Source organism: Pseudomonas sp. P4795 (assembly GCF_048822895.1).
In the GTDB taxonomy this organism is placed as follows: domain Bacteria; phylum Pseudomonadota; class Gammaproteobacteria; order Pseudomonadales; family Pseudomonadaceae; genus Aquipseudomonas.
This window is the reverse complement of sequence record NZ_JBMFBT010000001.1, coordinates 915,789-937,318: the sequence shown is the minus strand read 5'-3', so window position 1 is coordinate 937,318 and position 21,530 is coordinate 915,789. Positions and strand designations below refer to the sequence as shown.

13 protein-coding genes and 1 other RNA gene are annotated in these 21,530 nt (G+C 60.5%); 12 read left to right on the top strand and 2 right to left on the bottom strand.

Annotated features, from left to right (window positions below):
- Nucleotides 1-97 precede the first annotated feature (97 nt).
- Nucleotides 98-2,497, bottom strand: coding sequence for a xanthine dehydrogenase molybdopterin binding subunit (xdhB, locus tag ACOI8A_RS04035; RefSeq protein ID WP_420651329.1), 2,400 nt, complete (start codon nt 2,495-2,497; stop codon nt 98-100).
- Nucleotides 2,490-3,944: a xanthine dehydrogenase small subunit gene (gene xdhA, locus ACOI8A_RS04030; protein WP_420648792.1), complete on the bottom strand. Its 1,455-nt coding sequence runs from the start codon at nt 3,942-3,944 to the stop codon at nt 2,490-2,492. Before xdhA ends, xdhB begins: the two co-directional genes overlap by 8 nt.
- A gap of 266 nt (nt 3,945-4,210) precedes the next feature.
- On the opposite strand from xdhA, the gene ACOI8A_RS04025 reads away from it, so the two are divergent.
- From ACOI8A_RS04025 to ACOI8A_RS03970, 12 genes are all read left to right on the top strand, one after another.
- Entirely contained in the window at nt 4,211-4,870 is a 660-nt protein-coding gene (locus tag ACOI8A_RS04025) for a GntR family transcriptional regulator (protein ID WP_420648791.1), read from the top strand.
- 2 nt (nt 4,871-4,872) lie between these two features.
- On the top strand, nt 4,873-8,361 hold the full coding sequence (smc, locus tag ACOI8A_RS04020; RefSeq protein ID WP_420648790.1) for a chromosome segregation protein SMC: 3,489 nt from the start codon (nt 4,873-4,875) through the stop codon (nt 8,359-8,361).
- Nucleotides 8,362-8,621: 260 nt separating this feature from the next.
- A complete protein-coding gene (gene zipA / locus ACOI8A_RS04015; protein ID WP_420648789.1) occupies nt 8,622-9,485 on the top strand; it encodes a cell division protein ZipA in 864 nt (287 codons plus the stop codon).
- A gap of 167 nt (nt 9,486-9,652) precedes the next feature.
- Nucleotides 9,653-12,010 carry an NAD-dependent DNA ligase LigA gene (gene ligA, locus ACOI8A_RS04010; protein ID WP_420648788.1) on the top strand — a complete coding sequence of 786 codons (2,358 nt, stop codon included), beginning with the start codon at nt 9,653-9,655 and terminating at the stop codon, nt 12,008-12,010.
- 151 nt (nt 12,011-12,161) lie between these two features.
- Entirely contained in the window at nt 12,162-13,328 is a 1,167-nt protein-coding gene (locus ACOI8A_RS04005) for a zinc-binding metallopeptidase family protein (protein WP_420648787.1), read from the top strand.
- 111 nt (nt 13,329-13,439) lie between these two features.
- An RNA gene (gene ffs, locus ACOI8A_RS04000) (signal recognition particle sRNA small type) lies at nt 13,440-13,536 on the top strand.
- A gap of 139 nt (nt 13,537-13,675) precedes the next feature.
- Entirely contained in the window at nt 13,676-15,643 is a 1,968-nt protein-coding gene (locus tag ACOI8A_RS03995) for a hypothetical protein (protein WP_420651330.1), read from the top strand.
- Nucleotides 15,644-15,828: 185 nt separating this feature from the next.
- Nucleotides 15,829-17,895, top strand: a complete 2,067-nt coding sequence (gene dnaX / locus ACOI8A_RS03990; protein ID WP_420648785.1) for a DNA polymerase III subunit gamma/tau — start codon at nt 15,829-15,831, stop codon at nt 17,893-17,895.
- Nucleotides 17,896-17,962: 67 nt separating this feature from the next.
- Nucleotides 17,963-18,301 (top strand): YbaB/EbfC family nucleoid-associated protein, encoded by a 339-nt coding sequence (locus ACOI8A_RS03985; protein ID WP_420648784.1) that lies wholly within the window; start codon nt 17,963-17,965, stop codon nt 18,299-18,301.
- 179 nt (nt 18,302-18,480) lie between these two features.
- Nucleotides 18,481-19,515 carry an NADP-dependent oxidoreductase gene (locus tag ACOI8A_RS03980; RefSeq protein WP_420648783.1) on the top strand — a complete coding sequence of 345 codons (1,035 nt, stop codon included), beginning with the start codon at nt 18,481-18,483 and terminating at the stop codon, nt 19,513-19,515.
- 66 nt (nt 19,516-19,581) lie between these two features.
- Complete coding sequence (gene recR, locus ACOI8A_RS03975; RefSeq protein WP_420648782.1) at nt 19,582-20,184, top strand: recombination mediator RecR; 603 nt, start codon at nt 19,582-19,584, stop codon at nt 20,182-20,184.
- A 174-nt stretch (nt 20,185-20,358) separates the two neighbouring features.
- The gene (locus ACOI8A_RS03970) at nt 20,359-21,507 is read left to right on the top strand and encodes an acyl-CoA dehydrogenase family protein (protein WP_420648781.1); all 1,149 of its coding nucleotides are present in this window, start codon (nt 20,359-20,361) and stop codon (nt 21,505-21,507) included.
- The last annotated feature ends 23 nt before the right edge of the window (nt 21,508-21,530 follow it).

The following is a 21,530-nucleotide window of genomic DNA, read 5'->3' as shown; positions in this document are numbered from 1 at the left end:
CAAGCCAGCTCCCACAGTGTTTTATGGTGTCCACAAAATTGGGATTCCACGCCAAACCTGTGGGAGCTGGCTTGCCAGCGATGGCCGCGATGCGGTTTTAGAGCGAAGCCAACTCAGCTTCAGCCTCAACAGCTTTCGCCACCTTCAACTGTCGCATCTGCTCACACCCCCACAACACCCGCTCCGGCGTCGCCGGCGCATCAATCTTCGGCTGATGCTTATAGTCACCGAGACTGGCCACCGCATCCTTGAGCGCACACCACGCCGCAATCCCGAGCATGAACGGCGGCTCACCGACAGCCTTGGAATGGAACACCGTGTCTTCCGGGTTCTTGCGGTTTTCCACCAGCTTCACCCGCAGGTCGAGCGGCATGTCGGCTACCGCCGGGATCTTGTAGCTGGCCGGGCCGTTGGTCATCAGCTTGCCCTTGTTGTTCCACACCAGTTCTTCCATGGTCAGCCAGCCCATGCCCTGCACGAAGCCGCCCTCGACCTGGCCGATGTCGATGGCCGGATTCAGCGAGGCGCCGACGTCGTGCAGGATGTCGGTGCGCAGCATTTTGTACTCGCCGGTCAGGGTGTCGACGATCACTTCACAGCACGCCGCACCGAAGGCGAAATAGTAGAACGGCCGACCACGTGCCTGGCTGCGGTCGTAGTAGATTTTCGGGGTCTTGTAGAACCCGGTGCTCGACAGCGACACCTGATTGAAATACGCCAACTGGATCAGCGCTTCAAAGGTCAGGATGTGATCGCGAACCCGTACGTGACCGTTGTGGAACTCCACGTCTTCTTCGCTGACTTTGAAGTGGCGTGCGGCGAATTCGACCAGACGCTGCTTGATGATTTCTGCCGCATTCTGCGCGGCTTTACCGTTGAGGTCGGCACCGCTGGAAGCTGCAGTCGGCGAAGTGTTCGGCACCTTGTCAGTGTTGGTCGCGGTGATCTGCACCCGATCCATTTCCACCTGGAAAACCTCGGCCACAACTTGCGCGACTTTGGTGTTCAGACCCTGGCCCATCTCGGTGCCGCCGTGGTTCAGATGGATGCTGCCGTCGGTGTAGACGTGGATCAGCGCGCCGGCCTGATTGAGGAAGCTCGCGGTGAAGGAAATACCGAATTTCACCGGGGTCAGCGCGAGCCCTTTTTTCAGAATCGGGCTGTTGGCGTTGTAGCGACGGATCGCTTCGCGGCGCTCGTAATACTGGCTGCTTTCTTCCAGTTCGGCGGTCATCTCTTCGAGCATATTGTGCTCGACGGTCTGGTAGTAATGCGTGACGTTGCGCTCGGTCTTGCCGTAGTAGTTGGCCTTGCGCACCGCCAGTGGGTCGAGGTTCAAGTGGCGGGCAATTGCGTCCATCACTTCTTCGATGGCGACCATGCCTTGCGGGCCGCCGAAGCCACGGTACGCGGTATTCGACGCGGTGTTGGTCTTGCAGCGATGACCGTTGATGGTCGCGTCACCGAGGTAGTACGAGTTGTCCGAGTGGAACATCGCGCGGTCGACAATCGACGCCGATAAGTCCGGCGAGCAACCGCAGTTGCCGGCCAGGTCCATGTTGATCCCGTGCAGGCGCCCGGTGCTGTCAAAGCCGACGTCGTACTCGACGTAAAACGGGTGACGCTTGCCGGTCATCAGCATGTCTTCAACCCGTGGCAGGCGCATCTTGGTCGGCTGGCCAGTGAGGTGCGCGACCACCGCGCACAGGCACGCCGGGCTGGCGGCCTGAGTTTCCTTGCCGCCGAAACCGCCGCCCATGCGGCGCATGTCGACGACGATTTTGTTCATGGATACGTCGAGGACTTCGGCCACCAGTTTCTGCACTTCGGTGGGGTTTTGCGTTGAGCAGTAGACGATCATGCCGCCGTCTTCGGTCGGCATCACCGAAGATATCTGCGTCTCCAGATAAAAGTGTTCCTGGCCGCCGATGTGCAGCGTGCCCTGGATGCGATGTTCGGCAGTCGCCAAAGCCGTGGCCGAGTCGCCGCGCTGATGGGTGTGGCTGTCGAGCACGAAATGGCGTTTGCGCAGGGCTTCGACCACGTCGAGCACTGGCTCCAGATCTTCGTATTCGATGATCGCGGCCATCGCGGCTTTGCGCGCGGTCTCCAGATCTTTCGCGGCCACGGCGAGTACCGGTTGACCGACGAATTGCACGTCGTCAATCGCCAGCAGCGGATCGCCCGGCAGCAGCGGGCCGATGTCTTTCAGACCCGGCACGTCTTTGTGGGTGATGGCGATGCGCACGCCTTCGAAGGCGTAGCACGGCGTGGTGTCGATGCTGATGATTTTCGCGTGGGCGCGATCCGACATGCGTGCATAAAGGTGCAACTGGTTTGGAAATTCGAGCCGGTCATCGATGTACTGCGCTTCACCGGACACATGCTTGGCCGCGCTGTCGTGCTTGACGCTGCGGCCGACGCCGCTGGTCAGATCCTGGGCAAACAGTTCGGCCAGTTCAGCCTGAGTTTTCTCTACGCCGTGATGATTAGACATAAGCGGTCACCCGAGTTTCGATGTGCGGTGTTTGCAGTTCGATGAAGTATTTGCGCAGCAGATTCTGCGCGCTGAGCAGGCGATATTCCTTGCTGGCGCGGAAGTCCGAGAGCGGGGTGAAATCTTCTGCCAGCGCGGCGCAGGCGCGTTCGATCACGGCGTTGTTGAATGGCTGGCCGAGCAGCACGGCTTCGCAATGTGCTGCGCGTTTCGGAATTGCTGCCATGCCACCGTAGGCAACGCGCGCATCGGCGATCACACCATTTTCGATGCGCAGATTGAACGCGGCGCAGACGGCGGAGATGTCATCGTCCAGGCGCTTGGAAACCTTGTAGGCGCGGAACAGTTGTTCAGCGCTGGCACGCGGCACGATGATCTTCTCGATGAACTCGCTTTCCTGACGCGCAGTGACGCGGTAGTCGATGAAATAGTCTTCGAGGTTGAGCGTGCGACGCACTTCGCCCTTGCACAGCACGATCTGCGCGCCGAGGGCGATCAGCAGCGGCGGTGAGTCACCGATCGGCGACGCGTTGCCGATGTTGCCGCCGAGGGTGCCCTGGTTGCGGATCTGCAGCGAGGCGAAACGATGCAGCAATTCGCCGAAATCCGGGTACTCGGTGTTCAACGCTTCGTAGCAGTCGGAGAGGGCGGCGGCAGCGCCGATTTCAATGCGGTCGTCGAAGGTCTCGATGCGCTTCATTTCGGCGACGTTGCCGACGTAGATCATCACCGGCAGCGTGCGGTGAAACTGGGTGACTTCCAGCGCAAGGTCGGTGCCGCCAGCCAGCAGACGGGCTTGTGGATAGGCGTCGTAGAGGTCAGCCAGATCGGCGACGGTCAGCGGCACCAGGCAGCGCTTGTCGCCGCTGTTGAGTTCGCCGATATCGGTGGGCGCGATGGCTTTGAGGCGGGCGATGGTCTCGGCTTCGCGAGCATCGAATTGATCGGGTTGCTTGCCGCAGCAGGATTGTTCGGCGGCGGCCAGGATCGGTCGATAGCCAGTGCAGCGGCAGAGGTTGCCGGCCAGCGCTTCGTGGGCCTTGGCATGATCCGGCGCATCGCTGTTCTTCTGCAGTGCGAACAGCGACATCACAAAACCGGGTGTGCAGAAGCCGCACTGCGAACCGTGGCACTCGACCATGGCTTTCTGCACGCTGTGCAGTTCGCCCTGATGCTTGAGGTCTTCGACGCTGATCAATTGCTTGCCGTGCAGCGACGAAACGAAGGTCAGGCACGAATTGAGGCTGCGATAGCGAATGTGCTCGCGACCGTCGTCATCCGTTTGCAACTCGCCGACCACCACGGTGCAGGCGCCGCAGTCACCGCTGGCGCAGCCTTCTTTGGTGCCGGATTTGCCCACGTGTTCACGCAGGTAATTGAGCACGGTCAGGTTCGGGTCCAGGGCGTGCTCGCTACGGAGTTCCTGGTTAAGTAAAAACTGGATCACGGAGGGCCTCGCAAACTCATTATTGTTGTTAAGCGACTTCAGCCGAATTTAGCAGCTCTGACTTTTCGGTCAATGGTTTTCTGACTTAAAGGTCAAGAAAGTCAGTTTTGTCGATCAACAACCTGCGTATTCAGTATTGACCTTGTATCGATCCCCTGCTTTTTTGCGGGATTCGTGCCAAAAACCGCTGTGCGGGCACTCCGCCATGACCGCGCATTGCGCTACACTGCGCCGCTTGTGCAGATCGAAGAGTTTGAAGGACAACCATGACGTTCAAGGCGCCGGACAGCCTCGCCGAGCAAATTGCTCACCACCTCGCCGAACGAATCATTCGTGGCGAAATGAAGCCGGGAGAGCGCATCCAGGAACAGAAGGTCACGCTGGCGCTCAACGTCAGTCGCGGTTCCGTCCGTGAGGCCTTGCTGATCCTCGAACGCCGGCACCTGATCGCGATCCTGCCGCGCCGTGGCGCGCACGTCACCGAACTCACGGCGCACAAGGTGCAGAGCCTGTGCACGCTGATGAGCGAGCTGTACATCCTGCTCGGCAACTCGGTGGCCAACGGCTGGCAAGTCCAGTCCGACATGGCGCCGTTCGTGCAGATCCAGCAGCGTCTGGCCGCGAGCTACGAGCGTCAGGACATCCGCACCTTCGTTGACGACAGCTTCAACGTGATGCGCGCCGCGTACCCGTTCGCCAACAATCCGTATCTGCAGGAAACCGTCGAGAACCTGCAACCGGCCATGAGCCGCGCGTATTTCCTCGCCCTCGAGCAGCGCAAAGCCGAGATGAGCGAATTCCTCGAATTGTTCGAACGCTTGCTCGCCGCCGTACTGGCCCGTGATTTGCCGCAGATCCGCATCGTGCTGACGGCTTACGCCCAGCGCAGCTGCGATCTGGTGGTGTCTGCCCTGACGGTTGCCTGACCTTGCGGCTCAAGTGCATCAAACTGGCGGGGTTCAAATCCTTCGTCGATCCGACCACGGTGAACTTCCCCAGTAACATGGCGGCGGTCGTCGGGCCGAACGGTTGCGGCAAGTCGAACATCATCGACGCCGTACGTTGGGTGATGGGCGAAAGTTCGGCGAAAAATCTGCGTGGCGAATCGATGACCGACGTCATCTTCAACGGTTCGACCAGTCGCAAACCGGTGAGCCAGGCGAGCATTGAACTGGTCTTCGATAACTCCGACGGCACGCTGATCGGCGCCTACGCGGCATACGCCGAGATTTCGATCCGGCGTAAAGTCACCCGCGACAGCCAGACCACTTATTACCTCAACGGCACCAAATGCCGGCGCCGCGACATCACCGATATCTTCCTCGGCACCGGCCTCGGCCCGCGCAGCTACTCGATCATCGAGCAGGGGATGATCTCCAAGCTGATCGAATCCAAACCGGAAGACTTGCGCAACTTCATCGAAGAAGCGGCGGGGATCTCCAAGTACAAGGAGCGGCGGCGCGAGACTGAAAACCGTATCCGCCGCACCCACGAAAACCTCGCCCGTCTGACTGACCTGCGCGATGAACTTGAGCGCCAACTCGAACGCTTGCACCGCCAGGCCGAGGCCGCGAAGAAGTATCAGGAATTCAAGGGCGAAGAGCGTCAGCTCAAGGCGCAACTGTCGGCGCTGCGCTGGCAGGACCTGAACGATCAGGTCGGTCAGCGCGAAGCGATCATCGGCACCCAAGAAATCAGTTTCGAAGCGCTGGTCGCCGAGCAACGCAATGCCGATGCGGCCATCGAACGCCTGCGCGACGGGCACCATGATCTGTCGGAGCGCTTCAATCTGGTGCAGGGGCGCTTCTATTCGGTCGGTGGCGACATCGCCCGCGTCGAACAGAGCATCCAGCACGGCCAGCAGCGTTTGCGCCAGTTGCAGGACGACCTGAAAGAAGCCGAGCGCGCGCGACTCGAAACCGAATCGCATCTGGGCCACGACCGTACGTTGCTGCTGACCCTCGGCGAAGAGCTGGATCAACTGACGCCCGAGCAGGAAATCACCAGCGCCGCTGCTGAAGAAGCCGCCGCCGCGCTGGAAGATGCCGAAACCACCATGCATGGCTGGCAGGAGCAATGGGACACCTTCAACCTGACCGCCGCCGAGCCACGGCGTCAGGCCGAAGTGCAGCAGTCGCGCATCCAGCAGTTGGAAACCAGCATGGAGCGCCTGGCCGATCGGCAGAAACGTCTCGGTGAAGAACGCGCGTTGCTCTCGGCCGATCCGGAAGACGCGGCGATCATGGAACTCAGCGAACAACTCGCCGAGTCCGAAGCCACCCTTGAAGATTTGCAGACCAGCGAAGAAGCCCAGGTCGAAAAACTCGAACAACTGCGTCAGGAATTGCAACAAGCGCTGACCGCGCAGCAGCAGGCGCAAGGCGATTTGCAGCGGCTCAACGGTCGCCTCGCATCGCTCGAAGCCTTGCAGCAAGCCGCGCTTGATCCGGGCACCGGCACCGCCGAGTGGCTGAAGGAACACAACCTCGCCGAGCGTCCGCGTCTGGCTGAAGGTCTGAAGGTCGAGGCCGGTTGGGAACTGGCGGTGGAAACCGTGCTCGGCGCCGATCTGCAAGCGGTGCTGGTGGATGATTTCGACGGCTTCGATCTGTCCGGTTTCAGTCAAGGCGATTTGCGTCTGCTCAGCCCGGGCAACGACGGCGTGCGCGTGCCCGGCAGTCTGCTCGACAAGGTCGAAGCACAGATCGACCTGTCGCCGTGGCTGGGCCAGGTCAAGCCGGTCGACAGTCTTGAGCAGGCGTTGGCCCTGCGCGGGCAATTAGCGGCCGGGCAGAGCCTGATCAGTCGCGACGGTTACTGGATCGGCCGGCATTTTCTGCGGGTGCGCCGTGCCAGCGAAGCCGAAAGCGGCATGCTCGCGCGCGGTCAGGAAATCCAGGATCTGCATCTGGAACGCGAAGAGCGCGAAGCCACGGTCGAGGCCATGGAAAACCGCTTGCAGACCTTGCGCGCGCAACAGCGTCAGCAGGAAAACGGTCGTGAACATTTGCGCCGCTTGCTGCAAGACGAAGCGCGTCAGCAAGGTGAATTGAAAGCCCAGTTGTCCGCCGGTAAAGCCAAGGCTGAGCAACTGACGCTGCGTCGCAAACGTCTCGATGAAGAGCTTGTCGAGCTGGGTGAACAGCGCGCGCTGGAACACGAAAACGTCGGCGAAGCGCGCATTCAATTGCAGGACGCCCTCGACGCCATGGCGCTGGATACCGAGCAACGCGAATTGCTGCTGGCCCAGCGCGACAGCCTGCGCGAACGCCTCGACCGCGTGCGGCAGGAAGCGCGTCAGCACAAGGATCACGCCCATCAATTGGCCGTGCGTCTCGGTTCGTTGCGCGCGCAACACGACTCCACACGTCAGGCGCTTGAGCGTCTGGAAATGCAGGCTGAGCGCCTCACCGAAAAACGCGAACAGCTCAGTCTGAACCTGGAGGAGGGCGAGGCGCCGCTGGAAGAGCTGCGCCTCAAACTCGAGGAACTGCTCGACAAACGCATGAGCGTCGACGAAGAACTCAAGACCGCGCAAATCGCCATGGAAGATGCCGATCGCGAATTGCGCGACGCGGAAAAACGCCGGACTCAGGCCGAACAACAATCGCAATTGATCCGTGGTCAGCTCGAACAGCAGCGCATGGAATGGCAAGCCCTGACCGTGCGCCGCAAGGCCTTGCAGGATCAGTTACTCGAAGACGGTTATGACTTGCACGGCGTGCTCAATACGCTGACCGCCGAGGTCAGTGAAAAGGACGCCGAAGAAGAACTTGAACGGATCAATGCGCGGATTCAACGGCTGGGCGCGATCAACCTCGCGGCCATCGACGAATACACGCAACAGTCCGAGCGTAAACGTTATCTGGATGCGCAAAACGCCGATCTGGTGGAGGCGCTGGAAACGCTGGAAAACGTCATTCGCAAGATCGACAAGGAAACCCGTAACCGTTTCAAAGATACCTTTGATCAGATCAATGGCGGCTTACAGGCGCTTTTCCCGAAAGTTTTCGGTGGTGGCCGCGCGTATTTGGAACTGACGGGCGAAGATCTACTCGATACAGGGGTGACGATCATGGCGCAGCCGCCCGGAAAGAAGAACAGCACCATCCATTTACTCTCCGGCGGCGAAAAAGCCCTGACTGCATTGGCACTGGTATTTGCGATCTTTAAATTGAATCCGGCGCCGTTCTGCATGCTCGACGAAGTTGACGCACCGCTGGATGACGCTAACGTTGGACGTTATGCACGCTTGGTCAAAGAGATGTCTCAGACCGTGCAGTTCATCTATATCACCCACAACAAGATCGCCATGGAAATGGCTGATCAACTGATGGGCGTGACGATGCATGAGCCGGGCTGTTCACGGCTGGTGGCGGTGGATGTCGAGGAGGCGATGGCGATGGTGGATGCCTGAGCCGGCGCGCTGTCGGAAAAGGTATTTGAGGTTTGTAGGACTTTTTTACCGCATTCGACTGGCTGGCCAATCGACATATTCGCGCAAGCCAATGAGACAGACGGTGTAAAGTTGCCTTTGGTCGTGCTAGTTTAATGTCAATTTTTCGTATACGTGGGCAAAACGCCTGTCAGAACATAGAGTTGGCGCCACGTTTTAAAGCGGTTTACGCAGTGTAAACCCCTTATTTTTCAGCATTTTTTATAGAGGCACGGGATTAAATGGAAATCGGTCTGCGCGAGTGGCTGATCGTCATCGGCATCATAGTGATTGCCGGTATTCTTTTCGATGGCTGGCGCCGTATGCGCGGCGGCAAGGGAAAACTGAAGTTCCGTCTTGACCGAAGTCTGTCCAATTTGCCGGACGAGGACACCAGCGCCGAGCTGTTGGGCCCGTCTCGCGTATTGGATAACCATAAAGAGCCGCAACTGGACGAGCATGATCTGCCGTCGGTGAGCATGCCTGCCCGTGAAGCGCGCGAGCCACGTGAATCCGCTTCCAAGCGTGGCAAACGCGGCGCCAATGGCCCGGCGCAGGGCGACCTGAATCTTGATCTGGATCTGAACGACGGCCCGAGCTTCAGCAGCCGTGATGACGACTTCGTCCACGACGCCAAGCCAGCGCCGGCCGTTGCCGAAAAAGATCAGCCGCAAGCTGAAGAAGTCTTGGTGATCAGCGTGATCTGCCGCGACGCCGCTGGTTTCAGAGGCCCGGCGCTGTTGCAGAACATTCTGGAAAGCGGTCTGCGTTTCGGCGAGATGGATATTTTCCACCGTCACGAAAGCATGGCCGGCAACGGCGAAGTGCTGTTCTCGATGGCCAATGCGGTCAAGCCGGGTATTTTCGATCTGGACGACATCGACCATTTCAGCACTCCGGCAGTGAGTTTCTTCCTCGGCCTGCCAGGCCCGCGTCATCCGAAGCAAGCCTTCGACGTGATGGTCGCTGCAGCACGCAAGCTGTCGCAAGAACTCAACGGCGAACTGAAAGATGACCAGCGCAGCGTACTGACCGCGCAGACCATCGAGCACTACCGCCAGCGCATCGTCGAATTCGAACGCCGCGCCCTGACCCAGAAGCGCTGAGGCGAAAAGATCAAAAGATCGCAGCCCCGTTGCACTCGACAGCTCCTACAGGGATACGCGATTTTTGTAGGAGCTGCCGAAGGCTGCGATCTTTTGATTCTGCTGCCAAATGAAGTATTGAGATAGGAGCAGCCTCGGCTGCTCTTTTGCTTTATGAGAGAACACCCATGACCGCCGCCAAAAACCGCATTCTAGAGCTGCGCGCTGAGCTGGATCAGCACAACTACCGATACCACGTCCTCGACGAGCCGAGCATTCCGGACGCCGAGTACGACCGGTTGTTCCACGAGCTCAAGGCGCTGGAAGCGGCCAACCCGGAACTGATCACCAGCGACTCGCCGACCCAGCGCGTCGGCAGCGTGGCGCTGACCGCATTCACTCAAGTGCGTCACGAAGTGCCGATGCTCAGCCTCGGCAACGCCTTCGAAGAAACCGACATGCGCGAGTTCGACCGGCGGGTGACCGAAGTTCTGGATCTGCCGGTCGGCGATCTGTTTGGCGGCAGCGCGGCGGTGGAATACAGCTGCGAACCGAAACTCGATGGCCTGGCGGTCAGCCTGCTCTATCAGGACGGCGTGCTGGTACGCGGCGCCACGCGCGGCGACGGCACCACAGGTGAAGACATCAGCGTCAACGTGCGCACCGTGCGCAACATTCCGCTGAAACTGCACGGCACAGGCTGGCCGGCGACCCTGGAAGTACGCGGCGAAGTGTTCATGTCCAAGGCCGGTTTCGAGCGTCTCAACGCCTCGCAACTGGAAGTCGGTGGCAAAACCTTCGCCAATCCGCGTAATGCGGCTGCCGGCAGCCTGCGTCAGCTCGATTCGAAGATCACCGCCAACCGGCCGCTGGAATTCTGCTGCTACGGCATCGGCCAGGTTTCTCACGATATTTCCGACACGCACATCGGCAACCTCAAGCAACTGCAAACCTGGGGCATGCCGATCAGTCATGAGTTGAAACTGGCCAAAGGCATCGACGAATGCCTCGACTACTACCGCGACATCGGCGCCCGGCGCAACGCGCTGACTTACGAAATCGACGGCGTGGTGTTCAAGGTCAACAGCATTGCCGACCAGCGCGAATTGGGCTTCCGTGCGCGCGAACCGCGCTGGGCCATCGCGCACAAATTCCCGGCCATGGAAGAACTCACCGAACTGCTCGACGTGGAATTCCAGGTCGGCCGCACCGGCGCGGTCACCCCGGTTGCGCGGCTGAAACCGGTCAAGGTGGCTGGCGTCACCGTGGCCAATGCCACGCTGCACAATATGGACGAAGTCGCGCGTCTCGGCCTGATGATTGGCGACACGGTGATCATTCGTCGCGCCGGTGACGTGATCCCGCAAGTGGTGCAGGTGGTCACCGAGCGCCGGCCCGAAGATGCGCGGCCGGTGCAGATTCCCGAAAGCTGCCCGGTCTGTGGCTCGCACGTCGAGCGCACGCAACTGGTCAAGCGCAGCAAGGGCAAAGAGACCATCAGCGAAGGTGCGGTGTATCGCTGCGTCGGCCGGCTGGCCTGCGGTGCGCAGCTCAAGCAAGCGATCATTCACTTCGTGTCGCGGCGTGCGATGGACATTGAAGGCCTTGGTGATAAGAGCGTCGAGCAACTGGTCGACGAAGGGTTGGTCAGTTCGCCGGCCGATCTGTATGCGCTGAAGTTCGACGACATCGTCGACCTGGAAGGCTTTGCCGAGGTCTCGAGCAACAAACTGCTCGCTGCGATTGAAGACAGTAAAAAACCCGGGCTGGCGCGTTTCATCTATGCGCTGGGGATTCCCGATGTCGGCGAGGAGACGGCCAAGGTGTTGGCGCGCTCGTTGGGTTCGCTGGAGCGCGTGCAGCAGGCTCTGCCGCAGGTCCTGACTTATCTGCCGGACGTGGGTCTGGAAGTGGCGCACGAGATTCACAGCTTCTTCGAAGATGCGCACAACCAGCAGGTGATCACCGAGCTGCTCGGTCACGGTTTGCAGATTCAGGATCAGGGCGAGTTGGGCGCGGAGTTTGCAGCCAGCACCACGCTGGGCGGCTTCCTCGACAAGCTGCACATCCCTTCGGTCGGACCGGGCGGGGCGCAGAAACTGGCGGACAAGTTTGGTTCGCTGCAAGGCGTGATGGACGCCGATTGGCTGGACATGCGCCAAGCGCTGCCGGAGAAACAGGCCAATTCGGTTCGCGAGTTTTTCGCTGTGCCCGAGCATCGTCAGCTTGCCGAGTCTGCTGAAAAGCAACTGCGTGATTTCGGCATGCACTGGGAAAGCGAAAAGAAAGTCGTCGAAGGCTTGCCGCTGGCCGGGGAGACTTGGGTGCTGACAGGCAAGGTCGAATTGATGAGTCGCGACGTGGCCAAGGATCACCTTGAAAGCCTCGGCGCCAAAGTTGCCGGTTCCGTTTCCGCCAAAACCCATTGCGTGGTCGCGGGGCCGGGCGCCGGGTCGAAATTGACCAAGGCCAATGAGCTGGGCATTAAAGTCATGGATGAAGAAGCGTTTATCGCATTCCTCAAAAGCCACGGCGTCAGTGCATAAGATCAAAAGATCGCAGCCTTCGGCAGCTCCTACAGGGATCAATGTAGGAGCTGCGGCACGCTGCGATCTTTTGATTTTGCTCCTTCACTGCGTGGGAACGATCTGTGCAGGCGAATGATCTAGTCTTGGCCAGCCCCAGGGAGAGATCGCCATGTACCGCTTTTTCGAGCAGCTCAGTTCTCGCATCGTCGCGCCGTTCATGGGCGAGCCTTCGCGCAACAGCAAAATCTGGCCGTGTCGCTGCGGCCAGTCGTTGTTCTTCCGTAACAGCCAATGTCTGGCGTGCAACGCAGTGCTCGGTTATCAACCGGAACACAGTCGCCTGACATCGCTGCAACCTGGCCCACAGGAAGGCACCTGGACGCTCGACGTTGACCCTGACAGCGGGCTATTCCGTCGCTGCGCCAACCTCGACACCCCGGCCGCCTGCAACTGGCTGCTGCCAGCCAACGAGCACGCCACGCTGTGCGCCGCGTGTAGTCTGAATCGCACCATCCCAGACCTGTCCGTCGCGGAAAACCCCGAACGCTGGCGCAAAGTCGAAATCGCCAAACGCCGACTGGTCGCGCAACTGATCAGCCTCGGCCTGCCAGTGATCTCGAAAACCGACGACGAAGACACCGGCCTGGCTTTCGACTTCATCGGCGTCGACCTCGAAGGCAACGCGCCGGTGACCGGCCACGCCAACGGCCTGATCACCCTCGATATCAAAGAAGCCGACGACGCCCACCGCGAACAGGTGCGTGCGCAGATGCACGAACCCTATCGCACCTTGCTTGGGCACTTTCGCCATGAGGTCGGGCATTACTATTGGGATCGCCTGATCGACAACGGCCCGTGGCTCGGCGCCTTCCGTAATCTGTTCGGCGACGAGCGCGCCAGTTACGCCGAAGCGCTGGATCGGCATTATCAGCAGGGTGCGCCCGTGGATTGGCCGCAGCACTACGTCAGCGCCTACGCGACCATGCACCCGTGGGAAGACTGGGCGGAAACCTGGGCGCACTACTTGCACATGATGGACGCGGTGGACACTGCGCTGGGTTTTGGCATGAGCGCGCGCGAGATGGATCTCGACTACCAGCCGTTTCCGCCGAGCACCCTGTATGACCCGGAGCATCCGGGCGGCGCGGCGTTCCTGTCGTTCGTCAACGCGTGGATCGAACTGGCCGGCATGCTCAACGAACTGTCACGCAGCATGGGTCAGCCGGATTTCTATCCGTTCGTGCTCCCGCCGGCGGCGATTGCCAAGCTGCACTTCATTCATCTGGTGATCCAGCAAGAGGGCGGCCGGGCGGACGAGGTGTTGCAAGCGCAATAGCAAGTGCTTGAGTCGCTTCATATTTTTAATCTGAAACCAACGGTTGTAACTTCGTCTCAGATAGGTACAATGGCGCGGCTCGCCGACAGGCAAGCGTCGTTATGGTGACCCCATCGGTCCCCCCGCAACGATTACCCGTGAACCTGGTCAGATCCGGAAGGAAGCAGCCACAGCGGGAACATTGTGTGCCGGGGTGTGGCTGGTGGGGTCGCCACCTTAACGAAAAATCGCACCAAACCTGAACTGCATGGGTTTCGCCCACTGCGGTTTTTTTGTGTCTGCGATTTCTCACTCGATACGAAATGCCCTATGGTAGCCGGCCTGTCCTCCCGCGGCTGCGAGGTTGTATGCACCCGGAACATCTCGAATTATCCAATCCCGTTTTTTTGCCCGTCACCGACGAAGTCTGCGCGAGCCTGCTGCTGCCCGATGGCGCAGCTGCGCTCGACGCCCTGACAGACCCGGAGCTGGCGGCGGTGTTGGTCATTCAGAATCTGGAGCAAGCGACGGAGGCCGACCAGAACGCCGCTGCGGCAGAAAAGGTTCTCGCCAAGCTTATTGGTTGGGCGGTCGATACTCGGCGCGCGACTGGCGCAGGATTGTTGGCCGAGGCGCATCGGCTGTTCGATCAGCGCAAGCTGTACTTCGGTTTGCAAGCCATCAAGGGTTTGAACCTGCGCTTTCTACTGGCCGATGAAGTGGCCGCGCGCAATTATCTGCTGTCCGATGGTAAATGGGACTTTGACTACAAGGTCCGCCATCATATCGGCAACAACTCGTTCAGCCAGCAGATGGTCACGCCCAAACATCGCGAGCGCTGGTTGAGCGCTGCGCAAGACAAACTGGTCAGAACCTTTCGCGCCAATCTCGATGAAGACCTGCACGTTCAGGGTTACGCGGGCATCGGCAAGAGTCATCTGCTGGTCGCCTTGCTCGAGCACTTGCGCCCCGAGCGCACGCTGTTGCTGGCGCACACCGATGCAAAACTGGACAACCTGCGCAAGCGCATGAAAGGCGTGATCGAGAAGAAGGCCGGCCGGACCTTTCAGCAATTTGCTCAATCGCTATTGCTTGGCCGCCGCCCGCAGTTCGCCAATACCCCGGCGCGGGTTGCGAGCAAGCAGGCCGTGGCGCAGGAACTGAACATCTTCGGGTTTCGTCACCACGATGGGCAAGCGACGCTGGACGTCTGCCTGCAGGTCATCGAGCGCTATTGCCGCTCGCGCGAACACAGTTTCTCGACCAACCATCTGCCGCATTTCACTCAGGCATTGTCCCGTTCGGACGCCAGCGTGCTGCTCGAATATTCCAGTCGCCTGTGGGGTTACCTTGAGCTGAATCCGGCATGGGGCAGCCAGACTGGATTCGACGCGTTGTTGCTGTTGAAGCGCGCAAACCTGGCCGATTGCCTGGTGCCGCCGCGCTACACGCATGTGCTGATCGACGAAAGCCAGGACATTCCCGCGCCGCTGCTGCAGATCATCGAGCGCGGCCGTCAGGTGCTGATCACCCTCGGCGATGAATACCAGCAGGCCAGCGGCGTGGTGGTCAAACGCAAGCGTGAAGTTCGTCAGAGTGATATCAGCTTCTCCGTGCGCTCCGGCCGTGCTGTCGAGCGGCTGGTCAATCCGCTGATCTCGCGCCATTCGCAGAAGAGCAAAATTCCCTTCGAAGGCGCGCGGGATGCCGATGTCGCTATCGAGGAATACCCGACGGGTTTCGTCCCGCCCGAAGGCTGCGTGGTGCTGACGGCGTCGCGTTGGGACACGATGAGGTGGGCAATCGAGCTACACAAATCCAACTGTGCGTTCAGTTTTCCGGACAAAACGGCGCAGGAGGATTTCAAGCAGTTCATGGGTTCAGCCATCGCCATGTTCAAACCGGACTTCTATAGCACTGAATACAGCGAAAAAGGCTCGCACCGTTATTTCAGCGACATGCCCGACTGGCAAGCCGTATGCGACGCCAATCAATTCGATGAGTCGTTTCACTGGGTCAGGGAGGAGCTGGAAAAAGGCTTCAAAGTTGCCGATCTGACGCTGCTGAACCGGATGCTCGGCAACCCGGCTAATCCCTGCGTACTGATGCTGGCAGAGGAAGCGGGCGGAATGGAGTTCGAGCTGGCGCTGCTGACTCCCGAGTTACTCACCACTGTGATGTTCAAGGACGCCTATGAGTTCGACCAGCGGATCTGCGCGGTGTACATCGCGATCTCTCGCGCCAAGCGCAAGCTGTACGTTCCGATCGATGTGGTGGAGTGGGTTGACTATCACCAAAGCCGAGAACCGAAATTCCGCGAATCGCATGGGCACTGACTGGCCGCTTTCGCGCTCATGCCCCCACAGCCCATCGCATAAACGCTTCGGTCATTCACGCTCCCGAGCCGATAACAGCCCCCGCTGAAGCAGCTTAGCCAGATTAGACGACTACACCGGATGCAATTTTGCCCTTGCTCCGCTAGCATTAGCCGCTTCTGCTTCCCTTGCCGCGACGGTTTTCGATGAGTTATCAGGTTCTTGCACGTAAATGGCGTCCGCGCTCGTTCCGCGAAATGGTCGGCCAGACCCATGTGCTCAAGGCTCTGATCAATGCCTTGGACAGCCAGCGCCTGCACCACGCCTACCTTTTCACCGGTACGCGCGGCGTCGGCAAGACCACGATTGCGCGGATCATCGCCAAATGCCTGAACTGTGAGACAGGTATCACTTCCACCCCGTGTGGCGAGTGTTCGGTGTGCCGCGAGATCGACGAAGGGCGTTTTGTCGACCTGATCGAGATCGACGCCGCCAGCCGCACCAAGGTCGAAGACACCCGCGAGCTGCTCGACAACGTGCAGTACGCGCCGAGCCGCGGGCGCTTCAAGGTCTACCTGATCGACGAAGTGCACATGCTCTCCAGCCATTCCTTCAATGCGCTGCTGAAAACCCTCGAAGAGCCGCCGCCGTACGTCAAGTTCATCCTGGCGACCACTGACCCGCAGAAACTTCCGGCAACGATTCTTTCGCGCTGCCTGCAATTCTCCCTGAAGAACATGACCCCGGAACGCGTGGTCGAGCATTTGACCCACGTACTCGGCGCGGAAAACGTTCCGTTCGAAGACGACGCGCTGTGGTTGCTCGGTCGCGCGGCTGACGGTTCGATGCGTGACGCCATGAGCCTGACCGATCAGGCCATCGCCTTCGGTGAAGGCAAGGTGTTGGCGGCGGATGTGCGGGCGATGCTCGGCACACTCGATCACGGTCAGGTCTTCGATGTACTGCACCGACTGATCGAAGGCGACGCCAAGGGCTTGCTCGAAGCCGTGCGCCATCTGGCCGAGCAAGGCCCGGACTGGAACGGCGTACTCTCGGAAATTCTCAACGTGCTGCACCGTGTGGCCATCGCTCAGGCGCTGCCGGACGGTGTCGACAATGGCCATGGCGACCGTGACCGGGTGTTGGCCCTGGCTCAGGCGCTGCCGGCCGAAGACGTGCAGTTCTACTACCAGATGGGCCTGATCGGGCGCCGCGACTTGCCGCTGGCACCGGATCCGCGCGGCGGTTTCGAAATGGTCTTGCTGCGCATGCTGGCATTCCGGCCGGCAGACACGGCGGACGCCCCGAGGCAACCGCTAAAGCCAGTGGGGATCAGCCAGGCCACAGTTGATTCCGCAAACTCAGTGGCTGCCGCGCCGAAACCTGCGCCGGTGGTTGCTGCTGTAGTCGAGCCGACGCCTGCGCCAGTGGTGGCGCCGGCGCCTGAGCCAGCAGCTGTGGTTGTCGCTGAGCCTGAACCGACGCCCGAACCCGAGCCAGTCGCCATCGAAGCCGTCGTCGACCTGCCATGGAACGATCCGATCGAGCCTGCGCCGGTGCAGCAGCCGGCCGTCGAACCCGTGCTGGAAACCGCCGCCGAGCAGCCAGAACTGCCGCCGATGCCGCTGCCGATCCCTGACAGCGTGGTGCCGGATGCACCGGAGTGGGCCGCCGCGCCGATTTCCGAGCCGTCCGTGGCCGACGTCGATGCCGCGACTCCGGGCAGCGACGACGATGAGCCGCCGCTGGACGAGGATTACATCGAGCCGGACATGGATTCGGCCTACAGCTATCTCGACGAACTGGCCAGCGAACACGCCGCTGACCCTGAGCCGGAACCCGAGCCTGAACCGGCGGCGATGCCGGCCACCGGGCTGGCCCTGCAATGGCTGGAGCTGTTCCCGAAATTGCCGATCTCCGGCATGACCGGCAGCATCGCTGCCAACTGCACGCTGATCGCGGTCGATGGCGACCACTGGTTGCTGCACCTCGACCCGGCGCACAGCGCGCTGTTCAACAGCACCCAGCAGCGTCGTCTCAACGATGCGCTGAACCAGTTTCACGGGCGCACCCTGACCCTGACCATGGAGCTGATCAAGCCCGAGCAGGAAACCCCGGCGCAGGCCGCATCGCGCCGCCGGGTCAATCGCCAGCGCGAAGCCGAAGAGTCGATCCACGGCGACCCGTTCATCCAGCAGATGGTGCAGCAGTTTGGCGCGGTCGTGCGAAGCGATACTATTGAACCTGTCGACGCTCTGGTCAGTCAGGGCTAATAACTGAAGGCGCTCGGTTGCAATCGCCGGGCGCTGTTTTGATCCAAGTACTTTTGAGGTGATTCCCATGATGAAAGGTGGCATGGCCGGCCTGATGAAGCAGGCACAGCAGATGCAGGAAAAAATGGCCAAGATGCAGGAAGAACTGGCCAGCGCTGAAGTCACCGGCAAGGCTGGCGGTGATCTGGTCAGCGTGGTGATGACCGGTCGTCATGACCTGAAAAAAGTCAGCATCGACCCGAGCCTGGTCCCGGGTCTGGACGAAGACGACCGCGAAGTGATCGAAGACCTGGTCGCCGCCGCCATCAACGACGCCGTGCGCAAGATCGAAGCCAACAGCCAGGAAAAAATGGGCGGCATGACCGCCGGCATGGGTCTGCCAGCGGGCATGAAACTGCCATTCTGATTCGCCTTCGGGTGACAGATGAGCTACAAAAAGTGCCAGGCATTGCGCCTGGCATTTTTTTGTCTGCTTTACAGGTATGACTTATGGCGAGGGGGCAGTGGAGAAACATCGAACCCGATACCCATACAAAGGTCTGCTCCCTATACCCGCCAAATTCTTCACTTCAAGGAGACGCTGACATGTCCGACCCTCTGACCCTCAACCAGCGCATCGTGCTGGCCTCACGTCCGGTTGGCGCGCCGACCCCGGAAAACTTCCGTCTCGAACGCGAGGCGCTGCCCGATCTCGAAGATGGCCAGGTCCTGCTGAAAACCCAATATCTGTCTCTTGATCCCTACATGCGCGGGCGTATGAGTGACGCACCGTCCTACGCCGCGCCGGTAGAAATCGGCGAAGTGATGACCGGTGGCGCTGTCAGCCGCGTCGAGCGCTCGCGTCATCCGAAATTCCACGAAGGTGATCTGGTGGTCGGCGCGACCGGTTGGCAGAGCCACAGCATCAGCGACGGGCGCAACATCATTCCGATCCCGTCCGGGCTGCCGAGCCCTTCGATGGCCCTCGGTGTGCTGGGCATGCCGGGGATGACCGCGTACATGGGCCTGATGGACATCGGTCAGCCGAAAGAAGGCGAGACATTGGTGGTGGCCGCCGCGTCCGGCGCTGTAGGTTCGGTCGTCGGCCAGGTGGCGAAGATCAAAGGCCTGCGCGCAGTCGGCGTGGCGGGCGGCGCCGAGAAGTGCAAGTACGTGGTCGAGGAGTTGGGTTTCGACGCCTGTATCGATCACAAAGCGCCTGACTTTGCCGAACAACTGGCCAAAGCCTGCCCCGATGGCATCGACATCTACTACGAAAACGTCGGTGGCCATGTGTTCGACGCGGTCGTGCCGCTGCTCAACCCCAAGGCGCGGATTCCATTGTGCGGTCTGATCGCCGGCTATAACGCTTCCGAAGCGCCGACAGGTCCGGATCGTCTGCCGATGTTGCAGCGCACTCTGCTGACCAAGCGTGTGCGGATTCAGGGCTTTATCGTGTTCGACGACTACGGTGATCGTCAGCCGGAATTCATCAGCGCGATGGTGCCGTACGTGCGCGACGGCAAGGTCAAGTTCCGCGAAGACGTGGTCGATGGCCTGGAGCAGGCACCTGAAGCCTTTATCGGGCTGCTGGAGGGGCGCAACTTCGGCAAACTGGTGGTGCGGGTCGCCCAGGATTGAGCATTTGACGCTGGCCGGAGGCGCGGGTATAAACCGCGTCTCGTTGTTTTGTCGGACTTTTTACCCATGAGCTTCAGCCCTTTGATTCGCCAACTGATCGACGCCCTGCGAATTCTGCCGGGCGTGGGTCAGAAAACTGCCCAGCGCATGGCGTTGCAGTTGCTCGAACGCGACCGCAGCGGCGGCACGCGCCTGTCTCAAGCGCTGGGTCAGGCCATGGAAGGGGTCGGACACTGCCGCCAATGCCGTACGCTGACCGAAGACGACCTCTGCCCGCAATGCGCCGACACCCGCCGCGACGACACGCTGCTGTGTGTGGTGGAAGGGCCGATGGACGTCTACGCGGTCGAGCAGACCGGATTCCGGGGGCGCTATTTTGTGCTCAAGGGGCACTTATCGCCGCTGGATGGCCTCGGCCCGGAGGCGATCGGCATTCCGCAACTGCTGGCGCGGATCGAAGAGGCGGGGACTTTCACCGAAGTGATTCTCGCGACCAACCCAACTGTTGAAGGCGAAGCAACCGCGCACTACATCGCGCAGCTGTTGCAGCACAAAGGGCTGATCGCCTCGCGCATCGCTCATGGCGTGCCGTTGGGTGGCGAGCTGGAGTTGGTGGATGGCGGGACCCTGGCGCATTCGTTTGCCGGGCGTAAACCGATATCCCTTTAAAATCAAAAGATCGTCCGAACGCGGCCCGAGCCTTCGGCAGCTCCTACAGTTGAAATGCAAATCTTGTGTAGGAGCTGCCGAAGGCTGCGATCTTTTGATCTTCCGCCCTTCTTAGGGTTGAAAACCAAGCAAGCGCTCGGTTAACGTCGGTGAACCCCCCAGTGGAGTTCGCCGATGCCTGCCTTCCAGGAATACTTCGACCCCAGCCACCAAATGGTCCGCGACAGTGTCAGACGTTTCGTCGAGCGCGAGATCCTGCCGGACATTGACGCGTGGGAAGAATCCGAAAGCTTCCCCCGCGAGCTGTACCAGAAGGCCGGCGCCGCCGGCATTCTTGGCATCGGCTATCCCGAAGCGCTCGGTGGCAGCCACGAAGGCGACCTGTTCGCCAAAGTCGCCGCCAGCGAAGAGCTGATGCGCTGCGGCTCTGGCGGATTGGTCGCGGGCCTGGGTTCTCTGGATATTGGCCTGCCACCGATCGTCAAATGGGCGCGCCCCGAAATTCGCGACCGCGTAGTGCCACAAGTGCTCAGCGGCGAGAAGATCAGCGCGTTGGCCGTCACCGAGCCAAGTGGCGGCTCCGACGTCGCCAACCTGCAAACCCGCGCCGTGCGGGACGGCGAGCATTACCGCGTCAGCGGCAGCAAAACCTTCATCACCAGCGGCATCCGCGCGGATTACTACACCGTCGCGGTGCGCACCGGCGCGCCGGGTTTCGGCGGTATCAGTCTGTTGCTGATCGAGAAGGGCACGCCGGGTTTCAGCGTCGGCCGGCAATTGAAGAAAATGGGCTGGTGGGCGTCGGACACGGCTGAATTGTTCTTCGACGATTGCCGTGTGCCTGTAGGAAATCTGATCGGCGCAGAAAACATGGGATTCGCCTGCATCATGGGCAACTTCCAAAGCGAACGCCTGGCGCTGGCATTGATGGCCAACATGACTTCACAGCTAGCGCTGGAGGAAAGCCTGAAGTGGGCGCGCGAGCGTGAAGCCTTTGGCAAACCGATTGGCAAGTTTCAGGTGATCAAACATCGCCTCGCCGAAATGGCCACGGCGCTGGAAGTGTCGCGGGAGTTCACTTACCGGCAGGCGGCGAAGATGGCGGCGGGCAAGAGTGTGATCAAGGAGATTTCCATGGCCAAGAATTTCGCTACGGACACCTCGGATCGTATCACCACGGAGGCGGTGCAGATACTTGGGGGCATGGGGTACATGCGCGAGAGTCTGGTCGAACGGCTGTATCGGGATAATCGCCTGCTGTCGATTGGCGGCGGGACGCGGGAAGTGATGAACGAAATCATCAGCAAGCAGATGGGGCTTTAGAAGCAAAAGATCGCAGCCTTCGG

What these genes read in the sequence shown, in the direction of transcription:
- xdhB (WP_420651329.1), bottom strand. Translation starts at nt 2,497, where the DNA reads ATGTCTAATCATCACGGCGTAGAGAAAACTCAGGCTGAACTGGCCGAA.
- ACOI8A_RS04025 (WP_420648791.1), top strand. Translation starts at nt 4,211, where the DNA reads ATGACGTTCAAGGCGCCGGACAGCCTCGCCGAGCAAATTGCTCACCAC.
- zipA (WP_420648789.1), top strand. Translation starts at nt 8,622, where the DNA reads ATGGAAATCGGTCTGCGCGAGTGGCTGATCGTCATCGGCATCATAGTG.
- ligA (WP_420648788.1), top strand. Translation starts at nt 9,653, where the DNA reads ATGACCGCCGCCAAAAACCGCATTCTAGAGCTGCGCGCTGAGCTGGAT.
- ACOI8A_RS04005 (WP_420648787.1), top strand. Translation starts at nt 12,162, where the DNA reads ATGTACCGCTTTTTCGAGCAGCTCAGTTCTCGCATCGTCGCGCCGTTC.
- ACOI8A_RS03995 (WP_420651330.1), top strand. Translation starts at nt 13,676, where the DNA reads ATGCACCCGGAACATCTCGAATTATCCAATCCCGTTTTTTTGCCCGTC.
- dnaX (WP_420648785.1), top strand. Translation starts at nt 15,829, where the DNA reads ATGAGTTATCAGGTTCTTGCACGTAAATGGCGTCCGCGCTCGTTCCGC.
- ACOI8A_RS03985 (WP_420648784.1), top strand. Translation starts at nt 17,963, where the DNA reads ATGATGAAAGGTGGCATGGCCGGCCTGATGAAGCAGGCACAGCAGATG.
- ACOI8A_RS03980 (WP_420648783.1), top strand. Translation starts at nt 18,481, where the DNA reads ATGTCCGACCCTCTGACCCTCAACCAGCGCATCGTGCTGGCCTCACGT.
- recR (WP_420648782.1), top strand. Translation starts at nt 19,582, where the DNA reads ATGAGCTTCAGCCCTTTGATTCGCCAACTGATCGACGCCCTGCGAATT.
- ACOI8A_RS03970 (WP_420648781.1), top strand. Translation starts at nt 20,359, where the DNA reads ATGCCTGCCTTCCAGGAATACTTCGACCCCAGCCACCAAATGGTCCGC.